9 protein-coding genes are annotated in these 15,987 nt (G+C 67.9%); 7 read left to right on the top strand and 2 right to left on the bottom strand.

Features of this window, described 5'->3' with window-relative positions:
* Positions 1-6 precede the first annotated feature (6 nt).
* Complete coding sequence (locus tag BM365_RS07150; RefSeq protein WP_093487840.1) at positions 7-477, bottom strand: RDD family protein; 471 nt, start codon at positions 475-477, stop codon at positions 7-9.
* A 41-nt stretch (positions 478-518) separates the two neighbouring features.
* Here BM365_RS07150 and xerD point away from each other — a divergent pair, with 41 nt between their 5' ends.
* From xerD to BM365_RS07120, 6 genes are all read left to right on the top strand, one after another.
* The gene (xerD, locus tag BM365_RS07145; RefSeq protein ID WP_093487838.1) at positions 519-1,472 is read left to right on the top strand and encodes a site-specific tyrosine recombinase XerD; all 954 of its coding nucleotides are present in this window, start codon (positions 519-521) and stop codon (positions 1,470-1,472) included.
* A 99-nt stretch (positions 1,473-1,571) separates the two neighbouring features.
* Positions 1,572-2,399 carry a DsbC family protein gene (locus BM365_RS07140; RefSeq protein WP_093489560.1) on the top strand — a complete coding sequence of 276 codons (828 nt, stop codon included), beginning with the start codon at positions 1,572-1,574 and terminating at the stop codon, positions 2,397-2,399.
* A gap of 79 nt (positions 2,400-2,478) precedes the next feature.
* Complete coding sequence (gene purL, locus BM365_RS07135; RefSeq protein WP_093487836.1) at positions 2,479-6,378, top strand: phosphoribosylformylglycinamidine synthase; 3,900 nt, start codon at positions 2,479-2,481, stop codon at positions 6,376-6,378.
* Positions 6,379-6,456: 78 nt separating this feature from the next.
* The gene (gene gspE, locus BM365_RS07130) at positions 6,457-8,169 is read left to right on the top strand and encodes a type II secretion system ATPase GspE (protein WP_093487834.1); all 1,713 of its coding nucleotides are present in this window, start codon (positions 6,457-6,459) and stop codon (positions 8,167-8,169) included.
* Between the two features lie 3 nt (positions 8,170-8,172).
* Positions 8,173-8,622: a hypothetical protein gene (locus BM365_RS07125; protein WP_093487832.1), complete on the top strand. Its 450-nt coding sequence runs from the start codon at positions 8,173-8,175 to the stop codon at positions 8,620-8,622.
* A gap of 146 nt (positions 8,623-8,768) precedes the next feature.
* Positions 8,769-10,616 (top strand): family 43 glycosylhydrolase, encoded by a 1,848-nt coding sequence (locus tag BM365_RS07120; RefSeq protein WP_175502049.1) that lies wholly within the window; start codon positions 8,769-8,771, stop codon positions 10,614-10,616.
* A 48-nt stretch (positions 10,617-10,664) separates the two neighbouring features.
* On the opposite strand, the gene BM365_RS17975 is transcribed toward BM365_RS07120, so the two are convergent.
* Positions 10,665-15,476: an ESPR-type extended signal peptide-containing protein gene (locus BM365_RS17975; protein ID WP_175502048.1), complete on the bottom strand. Its 4,812-nt coding sequence runs from the start codon at positions 15,474-15,476 to the stop codon at positions 10,665-10,667.
* A gap of 120 nt (positions 15,477-15,596) precedes the next feature.
* Between BM365_RS17975 and BM365_RS17765 the strand changes: the two genes are divergently transcribed.
* On the top strand, positions 15,597-15,797 hold the full coding sequence (locus BM365_RS17765; protein ID WP_139227350.1) for a hypothetical protein: 201 nt from the start codon (positions 15,597-15,599) through the stop codon (positions 15,795-15,797).
* Positions 15,798-15,987: the final 190 nt, after the last annotated feature.

Here is a 15,987-nt window from a genome sequence, read left to right as displayed (position 1 = left end):
ATCGGGTCAGCGGTGCTTCGGCAGCCGGATCATGCGGGTGCCACTGAAGCGGTCGTGGAAGGTCAGCCGGTCGCGATCGATCCAGGCCCACCAGAAGCCCAGCCCGCCCGCGAGCGTGGACAGCGTGGCCAGCGCATAACGGCGCCACAGCGCGCCCGTCGTGGGGGCCGCGCCATCGGCGGCCACCACTTTCAAACGCCACGGACGCATGCCCAAGGTCTGGCCACCACGCCGCCAGCTGAGTACGGCGTACAGGCCGGTCACCAGCCAGCAGCAACCCCATTGCAGCCACGCCAGCAGACTGAAGGGCTCGACGTTGTGGCGGACGTTGCCGCTGGCCGCGACGTCCACCAGCACGAACGGGATGGCGACGACGAACCACATCGCCAGCACGGGCCAGACGTCGTACAGCAGCGACAGCAGGCGCCATACGATCAGTGCGCGGGGTTTCTCGGCAACGGGAGCGGCATCGGTCATCCGCACAGGATAGCGTTCCGGCCATGCACTAAGCTTGCGGGATGAGTGCACGCACCCCCGCCGAACGTCGCCAGCAGGCCCATGCGTTGCCGCCTGTTCGGGCGGAGGACGCGGCCGCGATCGCCGCCTTCCTCGATGCCATCTGGGCCGAAAGCGGTCTGGCGCGACCCACGCTCGACAGCTACCGGCGCGACCTGGAGGGCTTCGCGCGCTGGCGGGACGGCCGCGAGGGCGGGATATGCGCGACCGACCGCGCGGGCCTGTTCGACTACCTCGCTTGGCGCACGCGGGAGGGCTATTCGCCTCGAAGCAACGCGCGCCTGCTGTCCGCGCTGCGCGCGTTCTTCGCCCATCGGCTGCGCCTGGGCGAGCGCCGCGACGACCCCACCGCGCTGCTTGACCCGCCGCGATTGCCGCGTTCGCTCCCCAAGGCGTTGTCGGAAACCGACATCGACGCGTTGCTGGCTGCGCCCGACACCGACGCGCCGCTGGGCCTGCGCGACCGCGCAATGCTGGAGCTGATGTATGCCGCGGGGTTACGCGTCAGCGAATTGGTGAACCTACCTGCGAATGCCGTGAACCTCCGCCAGGGCGTGCTGCGGGTCACCGGCAAGGGCAGCAAGGAACGGCTGGTGCCGCTGGGCGAAGAATCGCAGCATTGGCTGGAGACCTACCTCGCCAGGTCTCGCCCGGTGCTGGTGGGGAAGCGCAGCCTGCCGGCGCTTTTCCTGGAGCCGGATGGCGAGGCGCCCACCCGGCAGCGCTTCTGGTCGCTGGTGAAGCGGTATGCGGGCACGGCCGGCATCGACCCGGCGCGGATCAGCCCGCACGGCTTGCGCCACAGTTTCGCCACCCATCTGCTGAACCATGGCGCCGACCTGCGTGCTCTCCAACTACTGCTGGGGCACAGCTCGCTGTCGACCACGCAGATCTACACGCTGGTGGCGCGCGAGCACCTTAAACAGCTGCACGGTCGCCACCATCCCCGGGCTTGAGCGGCATCACACTTGCGGACGGTTAAGCCGCACGGCGCGCCCGCTGTGCCAGAATTCCAGCCCTCGCCCCATGAAGTGGCTGCTGTCCGGATGCTGATGATGACCCGCCTGATCACTGCCGCCCTGCTGGGTGCCCTCAGCCTGACCGCCTGCGCGCAGGCGCCACAAGCGCCCGCTGCCGGCAAGCCGGCCGCCTCCAAGCCCGCGGCGGCATCGGCGGCGGCCAGCGGGTCGGCGGAAGACCGCGCCCGCGCCGCAATCGCCAAGCTCAATCCGCGCGCCAAAGTGGAATACGTCGGCGCAGCGCCGCTGCCCGGCTTCCGCGAAGTCATCGCCGGCGGGCAGTTGCTGTACGTCAGCGACGATGGCCGGTACCTCATGCAGGGCGCCGTGCTGGACCTGGAGCAGCAGGAAGACCTGATGCAGAACAGCGTCGCGCTGGCCGGCTACCGCAGCAAGCTGATCGCCACCATTCCCAAGTCCGAGCGCATCGTATTCGCCCCGCCGAACGCGAAATACACGATCACCGTGTTCACCGACATCGAGTGCGGCTATTGCCGCAAGCTGCACGGTGAAATCGGCGAACTCAACCGCCAGGGTATCGCGGTCGAATACCTGGCCTATCCGCGCATGGGACTGGGCAGCCAGGACCACAAGGACATGATCTCGGTGTGGTGCTCGCCCGACCGCAAGCGCGCGCTGACCGACGCCAAGGCCGGCAAGCCGGTCGCCTCACGCGACTGCAAGAACCCGGTGACCATGGAATTCGACGTGGGCCAGCGCATCGGCGTCAGCGGCACCCCGGCGATCTATTCGGCCGAAGGCGTGCAGTTGGGCGGTTACCTCCCCCCGGCCGCCCTGCGGGCGAAGTTGGACGAGTTGGCGGCCCGGAAGGCGCCGTCGGCCGCCGGTGGCGCCGCCCCGTGAACCCCGGAAGCCGGCCTAGCGCCGGCTTCGCTACAATAGCGGGCCCCGTCCTGACGGCACGACCCCACGGTTCCCGGACATGATCGTCCTCGAAGGCCAACCGGCCTTGTCGCATTTCCGCCGCGCGCGGCTCGAATCCAAGCTCCAGTCCCTCGTTCCCGACGTCCGCGTGCGCGGTGCCTGGCACGTGTATTTCGTCGAAGCCGAGCCCGGCGCGACCCCGGACCTGGCCACGCTGCGCCGCGTGTTGCAGGCCAGCGAAAGCGATGCAACGCAGGCGTCGGGTACCGTCTCCCGCTTCGTCACTCCGCGACTGGGCACCCTGTCCCCGTGGGCCAGCAAGGCCACGGAGCTGCTGCGCGGGGCCGGCCAGCCGGTCAAGCGCGTCGAGCGCGGCTTGCGCATCGATCTCGAAGGCTGGGATGACACCTCGCCTGCGCTCGCCAAGGCACTGCACGATCCGATGACGCAGTCCCTGCTCGCCAGCCGCGAGCAGGCGCAGGCGCTGTTCACCACACCGACGCGCGGCACGCTGGAGCGCATCCCGCTGGCGCAGTTGGAAGCCGCCAACGTCCGCCTCGGCCTGGCGCTCGCCGACGACGAGATCGAGTACCTGCGCACGCGCTACACCGAGCTGGGCCGCGACCCGTCCGACGTCGAACTGATGATGTTCGCGCAGGCCAATTCCGAGCACTGCCGGCACAAGATCTTCAATGCCAGCTGGACCATCGACGGCAAGGAGCAGGATCGCTCCCTGTTCCGGATGATCAAACACACTCATGCGCAGACGCCCGAGCACACGCTGAGCGCCTACAGCGATAACGCGGCGGTGCTGGAAGGTTATCCGGCCGCGCGTTTCCGCCCGGACGGCGATGGACAGTATCGGATCGAGGCCACCGTCGATTCGGCGTTCTGCATCAAGGTCGAAACCCACAACCACCCGACCGCGATCGCGCCGTTCCCCGGCGCCAGCACCGGTGCCGGTGGCGAGATCCGTGATGAGGGCGCCACCGGTCGCGGTGGCAAGCCCAAGGCCGGCCTGACCGGCTTCTCGGTCTCGCACCTGCGCATCCCGACGCTGCCGCAGCCGTGGGAGGCGCCGCGCGCGCTGAACCCGCGCATGGCGCCTGCGCTGGAAATCATGCTCGACAGCCCGCTGGGCGGCGCCGCGTTCAACAACGAGTTCGGTCGCCCGAACCTGCTGGGCTACTTCCGCAGTTTCGAACTGCCGGAGGGCAGCTCGCCTGATGGAAGCCCGCTGACCCGCGCCTACGACAAGCCGATCATGTTGGCCGGCGGCCTGGGTGCGATCGACCGCATCCAGGTGGAGAAGAAGACGCTGTCGGCAGGCGATGCCGTCATCGTGCTCGGTGGCCCGGCGATGCTGATCGGCTTGGGCGGCGGCGCCGCCAGTTCGGTGGCCTCCGGCGAGAGCGCGGAGGACCTCGATTTCGCCAGTGTGCAGCGCGACAACCCGGAGATGGAGCGCCGCTGCCAGGAAGTCATCGACCGCTGCGTCGCGATGGGCGAGGACAATCCGATCCTGTGGTTCCACGACGTGGGCGCGGGCGGCCTGTCGAATGCGATTCCCGAATTGCTGCACGACTCCGGCGTCGGTGGTGTGATCGACCTGGGCAAGGTGCCCAGCGACGATCCGTCGCTGTCGCCGATGCAGCTGTGGTGCAACGAATCGCAGGAGCGTTACGTGCTTGGCGTGCCGCAGACGCGCCTGGCGGAGTTCGCCGCGCTCTGCGAGCGCGAGCGCTGCCCGTTCGCAGCCGTCGGCGTGGCCACGAAAGAAGAGCATCTGGTGGTCGCCTATGGCGCCACGCCCGGCAACATCCCCGCCGATGCACCTATCGATTTGCCGATGGACGTGTTGTTCGGCAAGCCGCCGAAGATGCACCGCGACACCGTCCATCCGGCGCCGCCGAAGTGGCCGGCGCTGCAAACCGACGCGCTGGACCTGCATGAAGCCGGCCTGCGCGTGCTGGCGCATCCGACCGTGGCGGCCAAGCAATTCCTGATCACCATCGGCGATCGCAGCGTCGGCGGTCTTACCGCGCGCGACCAGCTGGTCGGCCCGTGGCAGATGCCGGTCGCCGACTGCGCGATCACGCTGAGCGGTTACGAAGGCTTCGTCGGCGAAGCGATGGCGATCGGCGAGCGCACGCCATTGGCGCTGCTCGATGCCGCCGCCGCCGCCCGCATGGCGGTGGGTGAAGCGATCACCAATCTGTGCGCCGCACCGGTCGAGTCGCTGCATCGCGTGAAGCTGTCGGCCAACTGGATGGCCGCCTGCGGCCATCCCGGCGAAGACGCGCTGCTGTTCGACGCGGTGAAGGCTGTGGGCATGGAGCTGTGTCCCGAGCTGGACATCAGCATCCCGGTCGGCAAGGACTCGCTGTCGATGCAGGCGCAGTGGCACGACCAAGGCGAGGCGCACAAATCGGTCTCACCGGTGTCGCTCGTCATCAGCGCGTTCGCGCCGGTCACCGATGTGCGCCAACAGCTCACACCGCTGTTGGCGCGCGAAGAAGACAGCGATCTGTGGCTGATCGGCCTGGGCGCCGGCAAGAAGCGCCTCGGTGGTTCGGTACTGGCGCAGGTCTATCCGCATGCCGGCGGGAACGCCGCGTGGCCGGCGTTCGCAGGCGAGGGCGTGCCCGACCTGGACGACCCCGAGCGTCTGCGCGATTTCTTCCACCTGATCGCCGATGCGCGCGAGGCCGGCGTGCTGCTCGCGTACCACGATCGTAGCGATGGTGGTGCTTTTGCTGCGCTTTGCGAGATGGCGTTCACCTCGCATGTCGGCCTGGACATCAATCTCGATGGCTGGGGCGATGATCCGTTCCGCACGCTGTTCGCCGAAGAACTCGGCGCGGTCGTGCAGGTGGCCGCCGAAGATCGCGCTGCGTTCGCCGACCTGGTCGAGCGCCATGCGCTGACCGAATGCGCGCAGCGTATCGCAAAGCCGACTACCGCTGCGTCCATCCGTGTGCAGCAGGATGGCGAGGTGCTCGCCGACTGGCGCTGGGAAGATCTGTTCGATGCCTGGTGGTCGGTGACGCACGCCATGCAGAAGTTGCGCGACAACCCTGATGCCGCCGACCAGGAGCGCGATATCGCGCGCCAGTTCGGCCGCACCGGCTTGAAGCCGAAGCTGTCGTTCGATGCCGCCGAGGATGTCGCGGCGCCGTTCATCGCCACGGGCAAGCGCCCGAAGGTCGCGATCCTGCGCGAGCAGGGCGTCAACGGCCAGATCGAGATGGCATCGGCGTTCACCCGCGCCGGCTTCGACGCCTTCGACGTGCACATGAGCGACCTGATCGCCGGCCGTGTCGCACTGGCGGACTTCAGCGGTATCGCCGCCTGTGGCGGCTTCAGCTACGGGGACGTGCTGGGCGCGGGCCGCGGCTGGGCAACCTCGATCCTGGAGCGCAACGACCTGCGCGATGCGTTCGCGGCATTCTTTAGCCGCAACGACACGTTCTCGCTGGGTGTCTGCAATGGCTGCCAGATGATGAGCCAGCTGAAGGACATCATCCCGGGCGCGCAGCACTGGCCCAAGTTCCTGCGCAACCAGAGCGAGCAGTTCGAGGCACGCGTCGCCCTGCTGGAAGTGCAGGAATCGCCATCGGTGTTCTTCCGCGGCATGGCCGGTTCGCGTATCCCGGTGGCGGTAGCGCATGGCGAGGGCCGCGCGGAGTTCAGCGGCGCGGTCGACCAGGCGGCCGCGCGCGTGGCGTTGCGCTACGTGGACGGCGATGGCCAGGTGGCCACGCTGTATCCGCAGAACCCCAACGGCTCGCCCGATGGCATCACCGGCCTGACCAGCGACGACGGTCGTGCCACGATCCTGATGCCGCACCCGGAACGCACGCCGCGCAGCGCCAACCACAGCTGGCATCCCGCCGGCTGGCCGGACGATTCACCGTGGCTGCGCATGTTCCGCAACGCGCGGGTGTGGATGGGATGAACCTGTGGCCCGCGGCGATGCGGGGCACGCCGGTTGAACGCATCACCTGATACAGTCCGGGCCTTCCAGGAGGCCTCCGTGAACGCAGCCGTGTCCGACCCCTCGCTTTCCGCCGACGAGCGCATCGTCGCCGCGCTGCTTGCGCGTGGACGGCTGAAGGAGACCGACTTGGCGCGTGCGCGCCGCCTGCAGGAAGAAACCGGCGGCAGCCTGCTCGCGCTGCTGTCGCGCTTGGGCCTGGTGTCCGAGCGCGACCACGCCGAGACCACGGCCGAGGTGCTCGACCTGCCGCTGGTCAGCGCGAAGGACGCGCCGGACGCGCCGCCGGAATCGGTGGCACTGTCGCAGCGCTTCATGAAGCAGTTCCACGTGTGCCCGGTGGGCGAGGGCGAATACCACGTGGACGTGCTGATGGCCGACCCGCAGGACGCCTATGCGCTGGATGCCGTGCGCCTGGCCACCGGCCGCGCGGTGCGCCCGCGCGTGGCGTTGCGTTCGGAGATCGATGACCTGATCGAGCGTTACTACGGCCAAGGTCGCAGCGCGATGGGCGCCATCGTCGAAAACGCCGATGGCGACGCCACCGCCGATCTGGATGACGTGGAGCACTTGCGCGATCTCGCCTCCGAGGCGCCGGTCATCCGCCTGGTCAATCTGGTGATCCAGCGCGCCGTCGAATTGCGCGCGTCGGATATCCACATCGAACCGTTCGAAAACCGGCTGAAGGTGCGCTATCGCATCGACGGCGTGCTGGAAGAAGGCGAAAGCCCGCCGGCCAACCTCACCGCGGCGGTGATCAGCCGCGTGAAGATCATGGCCAAGCTCAACATCGCGGAGCGCCGACTGCCGCAGGACGGTCGCATCATGCTGCGCGTGCAGGGCAAGGAGCTCGACCTGCGCGTATCCACCGTGCCCACCGCGCACGGCGAAAGCGTGGTGATGCGCCTGCTCGACCGCGAAACCGTGGTCTTCGACTTCAAGCGGTTGGGCTTCACCGACGCGTTCCTGCCGCAGTTCCAGAAGGTGCTGGAGCAGCCGCACGGCATCCTGCTGGTCACCGGCCCTACCGGCTCGGGCAAGACGACCACGCTGTACACGGCGCTGAGCAAGCTCAACACCAGCGACGTGAAGATCATCACCGTCGAGGATCCGGTCGAATACCAGATCGAGGGCATCAACCAGATCCAGGCCAAGCCTCAGATCGGCCTGGATTTCGCCAGCGCGCTGCGCAGCATCGTCCGCCAGGATCCGGACATCATCATGATCGGCGAAATGCGCGACCTGGAAACCGCGCGCATTGCGATCCAGTCCGCGCTGACAGGCCACCTGGTGCTGTCCACGCTGCATACCAACAACGCGTCGGGCGGCATCACCCGCCTGCTCGACATGGGCGTGGAGGACTACCTGCTCACCTCCACCGTCAACGGCATCCTTGCCCAGCGCCTGGTGCGTCGGCTGGAGCTGTCGCATGCTGAGCGCTATCCGGCCTCGCCGGAGGAAATCGAGAAGTTCGGCCTGCGCCGCTACCAGCCCGAGGGCGAGATCTTCCTGTTCCGTCCGCGCGCTTCGGCTGCAGCGCCCACGGGGTATCTGGGCCGCACGACCATTATGGAATTCCTGGTCATGAACGACGAGATCCGCCGTGCCGTGATGCGACACGCGGGCATGGGTGAGATCGAACAGCTTGCGCGCGTGTCCGGCATGCGCACGATGTACGAAGACGGCATCGCGAAGGCGTTGGCCGGCGAGACCACCATCGAGGAAGTGCTGCGCGTTACCGAGGAGGGGTGAGCCATGACGAAGATCGTGATGCGTGCATGCCTGATGGCGGCCATGCTGGCGATACTGCCTGCCTCCGCGAAGGACAAGGTCCCGCGCACGCTCACACGCGCGGAACTGCCACAGGGTTTCGCGATCGGCAGCGGTTCCCCGGTGCTAGCGCTGCAGGTGGAGGTCGCCGATGGCAAGGTCGCGTCGTGGGCGCCGGCAGGCGAGGGCGGCGGCAACCTGCGCGGCACCCGCAGTGGCGATGCGGCGCAGACCACGCTGATGGTCTCCAGCGCGTTGCCGGAGGCGATCAAGTTCGACTTGTACGTTTCCACCGACGGCGAGCGGTTTGAGTACGCCAGCACCTGCGGGGTGACTCCGGGCGTGTCTTCGTTCGAAATGTGGGAGCGGCCGATCACCCAGTTCGCGATGGGCAATCCGCGGGTGCTGCCGAAAGGGCGCATGGACTGCGACTGAGCGGCCTGTCCTCTCGTCACTGAATGCAGAAGCCCGGCGCATGCCGGGCTTTTCGCATCTTGGGGAAGCGTTCGCTGCAGTGCGGCTTTCCAGTGCTCCCCGCCTCGGCAACACTGGCGCCATGTAAACGGTTACATGGGGGCGGGATGGACGAGTTCCGACAGGCCGGCAAGGCTTGGTTGGCATGTGCGCTGCTGGCGATGACCGGCCTTGCTGTGGGGGCGGAACGGCGCACCTACGCCAATCCCATCGACATCGATTACCGCTACAACTTCGAACAGGAAAGCCGCGGCATTTCCTACCGCACCGGTGCCGATCCGGTCGTGGTCCGGCATGGCGATGCGTACTACCTGTTCCAGACGTTGGCTGACGGCTATTGGCGCTCCACCAACCTGGTGGACTGGGAGTTCATCTCGCCGAGCCGCTGGCCGTTCGACAGCATGGTGGCGCCGGCGGTGATCTCCGATGGCGACCGCCTGATCCTGATGCGTTCGCTGTTTTCGCCGGGCGCAGTACTGGTCTCGCGCGATCCGGCGAAGGGTCGCTTCGATTTTCTCACCCGCATGCTGCCGGAACTGCCGAATGCGGTGCCGCCAGGCCGCGACGTCGGTCTGCCGGGTTGGCACAACGGCGATCCGCAGCCGGACAAGATTCCGCCCGGGCCCTGGGACCCCGCGTTCTTCAAGGACGATGACGGACGCTGGTATCTCTACTGGGGTTCGTCCGACACGTTTCCGCTGTACGGCATCGAGCTCGACATGTCGAAGGGCATGCGCTACCTCGGCACGCCGCGCGCGTTGCTCGCGCTCGATCCTAGGAAGCATGGCTGGGAGCGCTTCGGCCAGGATCATCGCGGCGCGTTCTTCCCCGACGGTGAGCCCGTGGGCAATTACATGGAAGGCGCGTGGATGACGAAGGTGGGCGGCCGTTACTACCTGCAATACGGCGCGCCCGGTACCGAGCACAACGCCTACGCCACCGGCACGTACGTGGGCGACAGTCCGCTGGGGCCGTTCGAGTACGCGCCGTACAACCCGGTGGGCTACAAGCCCGGCGGCTTCGTGCAAGGGGCAGGCCATGGCTCCACGTTCCAGGATGCGCACGGCAACTGGTGGAATACGGGTACGCCGTGGCTGGGCCGCAACTGGACGTTCGAGCGGCGCATCGCGATGTTCCCCGCCGCCTTCAGCGCAGACGGGCAGATGTCGGTCAGTACGCGCTTCGGCGATTTTCCGCATTACATTCCGGACGGTCCGAACGCGGATCCGGAGGCGCTGTTCACTGGTTGGATGCTGCTTTCCTATCGCAAGCGCGCGATGGCTTCGAGCACACGCGAGGGTTTCGCCGCCGGCAACGTCACCGACGAGAACCCGCGCACGCTGTGGGTGGCGGGGAAGAACGAGGCCGGCCAGGCGCTGGACGTGGACCTCGGCGCCATGAAGACCGTGCGCGCGGTACAGGTGAACTTCGGCGATTACGAATCCGGACGCTTCGGCGACGCCGACGACATCTATACGGAGTTCACCTTGGAGCATTCACTGGATGGCCGGCATTGGCAGCCGCTCGCGGCTACGCCGGTACCGCGCCGCGATCGTCCCAACGCTTACATCGAGCTGCCCGCGCCGGTGCGGACGCGCCATGTGCGCTACGTGCACGGTCACGTGGGGGCCGCGAACCTGGCCGTCAGCGACTTGCGCGTGTTCGGCAACGCGGACGGTCGCGTGCCGGTGGCACCGCAGCAGGTGACGGTGCGTCGCGATACGGATCCGCGCAACGCCTTCGTGCGCTGGCGGCCGGTGAAAGGGACGGTGGGCTACAACGTGCGCTGGGGCATCGCGCCGGATCGGCTGAACTCCACGTATCAGGTGTTCGCCGACCAGCCCACGCAGCTCGAGTTGCGCGCATTGAGCGCCGGCGTGAGCTATCACGTGGCGGTGGAAGCCTTCGACGAGAACGGCGTGTCTGCGCTCAGTCAAGTCGTGGTGGTGCGTTGACGGCGAGACGCGCGGGGTCCGGCGGTATGCGCCGGACCCCGCCATCCTTCACAGGTCGATACCGAAGCCCACGCCAGCGGACTTCTCGTCGCCACTGAACGCACCGCCGATGCTGAACGATGCGCGCTCGCCGATCGGCTTCGAGTAGCCCAGCGACAGGGCGTTCTCGCCGTTCTGCCAGCCCGCACCTACCGCGATGCGACCACGCGGGCTGCGGCTGCCGGCGGCGTTGATCGCCATGTTGAGCATGGCCGAACTCATTGCCCCCATCTTGTCGAGACGGCGATCCTGTTCGGAGAACCGGCGATCGACGTCGCCGCGGAAGGCGTTGAAGTCGTCCTCCAGCGCCTTGATCTGGAAGTCCGCGTAAGCCTTCGCGCTGGCCAGCGTGTCGGCGGATGCCGCGTCGGCGTAACTGCGGGCGCTTTCGAGCGTGGCGACGTCGCCGGCATCGGCGTAGGCCGCGGCGGCGGCGGCGGCGGGCGCATCCGCAGGATCGGCCGATGCAGTCACTGCAGGCTGGCTGCTGGCGACGGCGCCGCCATTGCCTCCGTCTGTAGTGGCGCCGGCTCCGGCTGTCGGCCCGTTACCCGCGCCGCCCGTCGAGGCGGTGCCGGTGGACGTCGTCTCGCTGGTGCCGCTCGCGCGCGCCGAGCTGGCCTGGGCGGGAGGCGTGCCGCCACTCGTCGCGGTGGTGCCCGTGCTCAGTTCGTCGTACATGCCGAACAGCTGGTTGAGCTTGGCATCGACCGCCGTGAACGCCGCGCCGATGTTGTTGTACGACGTGCCCTGGATCGTATAGCTGGGCGCGATGAAGAGGCCGCCGGAGAACCCTGCGCCGCCGCCCATCGCACTGGCCACGGAACTCAGTTGCGACAGGTTCACCGCATCGGTCGCCTGGGTGCCGGCCGCCACGTTGGTGACCTGTCGCTCGCTGCCGGCGCTGCCGACGGAGACCGTGTCTTCCCGATCGGCGACCGAATCGCCACCGATGGCCACGCTGTTGTCGGCTTCGGCGGTGGCCAGGTTGCCGAGGGCGACCGAGTTGAAGCCTGGCGTATACGCGCCGCCACCGACGGCGACGGAATAATCGCCCGAGGCTTCGGTGGGAAGGAAGCTGAAGAATGCGCCGCCGACGGCCACGCTGTTGTCGCCGCTGGCGATCGCATTGGAGCCCAGTGCCGTGCTGTCGTAGTTGCTCGCCACGGCCCCGAAGCCCAGGGCGGTCGCACTTTCCTGCGATGCCTCGGCGCCGTAGCCGAAGGCGGACGCGCCAAACGCAGAGGCGCTGCTGTAACTGCCTACCGCCGTCGCCGCATCCTCGGAAGCCCCGCTGCGGAAGCCGACCGCCGTGGCTTGCACGCCCGATGCGCTGGCCTCGGTGCCGAGCGCGGACGAATACGCACCGGACGCGTTCGCGCCTGCGCCCATGGCACTCGCGCCGACCTCGCCGGCGACTGCGCCGGCGCCGACGGCGGTGGCATCGTCCGCCGTGGCTTCGGTGCTCGCATAGATCGGATTGCCGTCTTCGTCGAGCAACGGGTCGCCGTTCTCGTCGAACAGCTGACGCTGTCCGCCGATGGCGACCGCGCCCGCGCCGCCCGCCTGCGCACCCGCGCCATGGGCGACGCTGTTCGCACCGGTGGCGGTGGCATTGAAGCCGGTGGCGGTTGCGCCGTCTGCCAACGCGAACGCGCCGGAGCCGGCCGCCGTTGCGCCGACGCCCTCTGCGAGCGCAGCAGAACCGGAGGCCGTGGCGTAGTCGCCAGTGGCGACGGCATCATCGCTGCCATCGCCCTCACCGTTCGCCTTGAAGTAACGGGTCGCGTTCTCCGACGCTTCGGCCACCGCGTTCAACTGGTCGAGATTCACCGCGTCGGTGCCTTCCGTGCCTGCGGCGACGTTGGTGATCTGGCGTTCGTTGCCGACATCGCCCACCGAGACCGTGTTGTCGCGATCTGCCGTCGAATTCGCGCCAAGAGCGACGCTGTTGTCGCCCAACGCCGTGCTGTAGAAGCCGACCGCGGTGCTGTTGTCGCCGCTGGCCCAGGACTCCGCGCCCAGCGCCGTGGCGTAATCGCCAGGCGCATAAGAGAAGAAGCCTGCCGCCGTGCTCTCCAGTCCTGATGCTTCCGACAGACTGCCAGCCGCCAGGCTGTAGTCGCCGGCCGCGATCGCGCCCGCGCCGAAGGCCGCTGCACTGAAGCCACTGGCTTGCGTGTACACGAGCAGACCGAAGCCGGGGATCAGGTCTGCCGGCCCGCCAATGGCGACGCTGTAGTCACCGGTCGCGCCGCTGGCGTGACCGAAGCTGGACGCATAGGCCCCGGTGGCGCTGCTGCCATAGCCGAAGGCGGAGCTGGCTTCGCCACTCGCCTCGCTGAGCACACCGAAGGACGAACTGCCGAGCCCCGAGGCCAGACTGCCCGAACCGATCGCCGTGGCGCCGAGGCCGGATGCCACGGTATTGACGGTGATCGGGTTGCCGTCGGCGTCGAACGCGTCCACCTGCCCGCCGATGGCGATGCTGGATTCGCCGCTGGCCTCCGCGCTGCTGCCGGTGGCGACGCTGTTGCTGCCCGTGGCGGTGGCATTGAAGCCGGTGGCGGTTGCGCCGTCTGCCAGCGCGAACGCGCCGGAGCCGGTCGCCGTTGCGCCGACGCCCTCTGCGAGCGCAGCAGAACCGGAGGCCGTGGCGTAGTCGCCAGTGGCGACGGCGTCATCACTGCCATCGCCCTCACCGTTCGCCTTGAAGTAACGGGTCGCGTTCTCCGACGCTTCGGCCACCGCGTCCAACTGGTCGAGATTCACCGCGTCGGTGCCTTCCGTGCCTGCGGCGACGTTGGTGATCTGGCGTTCTGCGCCGATGTCGCCTACCGAGACGGTGTTGTCGCGGTCGTTCCACGAATTCGCGCCGATCGCCACGCTGTTGCTGGCGCCGGCCACGGCGTTCACGCCGAGGGCCACGCTCTCGTCGCCGTCGGCGTAGCTGTTGTGACCGATGGCCGTGCTGTACTCGCCAGTGGCCCAAGCGCCGTTGCCGAAGGCCGATCCCCCCGTGCCGCTCGCACGCGTGTTGATCAGCCCAAAGAACGTAGTGCCGCCGACCGCGGTGCTTTCGTCGCCACCGGCGCTCGCGCCTTCGCCGACGGCGGTCGCGCCGCTACCGGCGGCATCGGCGCCGTAACCGAATGCCGATGCGAAATCGCCGCCCGCGTTGCTGTAGCCGCCGACCGTCGTCGACGCGAGTCCGCCCGCACTGCTGCGGAAGCCGACCGCCGTCGACTGCGTTTCAGCCGCGGAGGCCTCGGTTCCCAGGGCGGTGGAGTAAGCACCGCTTGCATTGGCGCCCGCGCCCATGGCACTCGCGCCGACCTCGCCTGCGACCGCACCGGCGCCGAGGGCGGTGGCATCGTCCGCCGTGGCTTCGGTGCTCGCATAGATCGGATTGCCGTCTTCGTCGAGCAACGGATCGCCGTTCTCGTCGAACAGCTGACGCTGTCCGCCGATGGCGACCGCGCCCGCGCCGCCCGCCTGCGCACCCGCGCCATTGGCGACGCTGTTCGCACCGGTGGCGGTGGCATTGAAGCCGGTGGCGGTTGCGCCGTCTGCCAACGCGAACGCGCCGGAGCCGGTCGCCGTTGCGCCGACGCCCTCTGCGAGCGCAGCAGAACCGGAGGCCGTGGCGTAGTCGCCAGTGGCGACGGCGTCATCACTGCCATCGCCCTCACCGTTCGCCTTGAAGTAACGGGTCGCGTTCTCCGACGCTTCGGCCACCGCGTTCAACTGGTCGAGATTCACCGCGTCGGTGCCTTCCGTGCCTGCGGCGACGTTGGTGATCTGGCGCTCGTTGCCGGCGCTGCCGACGGAGACGGTGTCTTCGCGATCGGCGATCGAGTCGCCACCGAGCGCCACACTGTTGTCTGCGCTGGCAGACGCCAGATTGCCGACGGCTGTCGCGTTCGTGCCGGGCGCCCACGCGCCGCCACCGACCGCGGTGGAGAAATCACCGGAGGCTTCGGTCGGCAGCAAGCCGAGCAGGGAACCGCCTACGGCAACGCTGTTGTAACCGGTCGCGATCGAGCCCGAACCCAGTGCGGTGCTGTCGCCGCCGCTGGCATCGGCGCCATAACCCAGCGCCGTGTCAAAGGCGCCCGAGGCGTTCGCGAAGCCGCCGATCGCCACCGTAGCGATGCCGGTCGCGCTGCTGGTGTGCCCCGCGGCCAAGGCTTGCGCTCCCGACGCTGAGGAAGCACTGCCGAGCGCGCTGGCGTACGCGCCAGAGGCGCTGCTTCCGGTGCCTACGGCACTGGCGCCCGTGCCGGTCGCATTCGCCGAAGTGCCGACGGCAGTCGCGTTGGTGCTGGTCGCGTTGCTCTGGCTGCCCAGTGCGGTCGCACCTTGCGCGCTCGCACTGCTGTCGTAGCCCACGGCGGTGGCGTTCACGCCGGTGGCTTCGGCAAGCCCACCCACGGCGGTGGCACCGCTCTTGTTCGCGATGCTCTTGTAGCCTACGGCGACCGCGTGGCGGCCGGAGGCATCGACGCCATCACCGCACGACACGGCATTCTCGCCCGGACGGCCATCCTTGATCGGATTCCCGCGCGCATCAACACAGTAGGCGGGCCCCGTCCCTATCTGCGGTTTTTCGTTCTGCTGTTGGCCTTTCTGTTTGTCGTGGGCCAGTGCGGCGCCGAATGGCGCGCCCGCGAGCAGTGCCGAGACCAATAGCGTGACGCCCAGGCGCGCACGCACGCGCGCTCCAGACGACATCACACCATGCGCACGACGTGCGAACTCGGAGGCCACTACCAGCATGCCGAGGGAGGGGTTCCACACCTTGCTGTAAATCCTGTTCATGGATCACGTCCTTCATCTGTGTTTTCGGGGGAATACGACAGCACCCATGCCGGTATGGCATGGGGTCAAGGCGGACTACGTCAGGGCAACGGGCAACACGGCACGCGACAGGGGACGCGCATGGCCGTGTCGAACGGAGCGGAAGAGGCGAGAGGGAAAAATGCGTCGAAGACGGAAGGGTTAGCGCTGGAGCGCCGCCTGATTCGCGAAGAACGCGACGATGCCGCATCGCGTCCTGAAAGACGTGCAAGTGAGTCCGTGAAACAAGATTTCGCGACCGCGAAAGATGCCCGCATTCCCCATCCCCTCATCCCGAGATGACACCAAAACACTCCGTGTGATCGAACACTACAACCGCGTTGTGCAATTTGCGAGAGATTTGCTACGTTCTTGGAAGCGCGATGAAAGTGCTTAAAACAAGGCGTTAATGCCATGTGTAGAGCGTGTGCAGAAGATGTGTTCTTCGCGTGAAGAGTGTCGGTGCAGGTAAACAGGGGTACGTGCACGATGC

The organism is Pseudoxanthomonas sp. YR558 (genome assembly GCF_900116385.1).
In the GTDB taxonomy this organism is placed as follows: domain Bacteria; phylum Pseudomonadota; class Gammaproteobacteria; order Xanthomonadales; family Xanthomonadaceae; genus Pseudoxanthomonas_A.
This window is presented reverse-complemented; position numbering and strand designations above follow the sequence as displayed.

Coding starts and splice junctions, on each gene's coding strand:
- BM365_RS07150 (WP_093487840.1), bottom strand. CDS start 477: ATGACCGATGCCGCTCCCGTTGCCGAGAAACCCCGCGCACTGATCGTA.
- xerD (WP_093487838.1), top strand. CDS start 519: ATGAGTGCACGCACCCCCGCCGAACGTCGCCAGCAGGCCCATGCGTTG.
- BM365_RS07140 (WP_093489560.1), top strand. CDS start 1,572: ATGACCCGCCTGATCACTGCCGCCCTGCTGGGTGCCCTCAGCCTGACC.
- purL (WP_093487836.1), top strand. CDS start 2,479: ATGATCGTCCTCGAAGGCCAACCGGCCTTGTCGCATTTCCGCCGCGCG.
- BM365_RS07125 (WP_093487832.1), top strand. CDS start 8,173: ATGACGAAGATCGTGATGCGTGCATGCCTGATGGCGGCCATGCTGGCG.
- BM365_RS07120 (WP_175502049.1), top strand. CDS start 8,769: ATGGACGAGTTCCGACAGGCCGGCAAGGCTTGGTTGGCATGTGCGCTG.
- BM365_RS17975 (WP_175502048.1), bottom strand. CDS start 15,476: ATGAACAGGATTTACAGCAAGGTGTGGAACCCCTCCCTCGGCATGCTG.
- BM365_RS17765 (WP_139227350.1), top strand. CDS start 15,597: ATGGCCGTGTCGAACGGAGCGGAAGAGGCGAGAGGGAAAAATGCGTCG.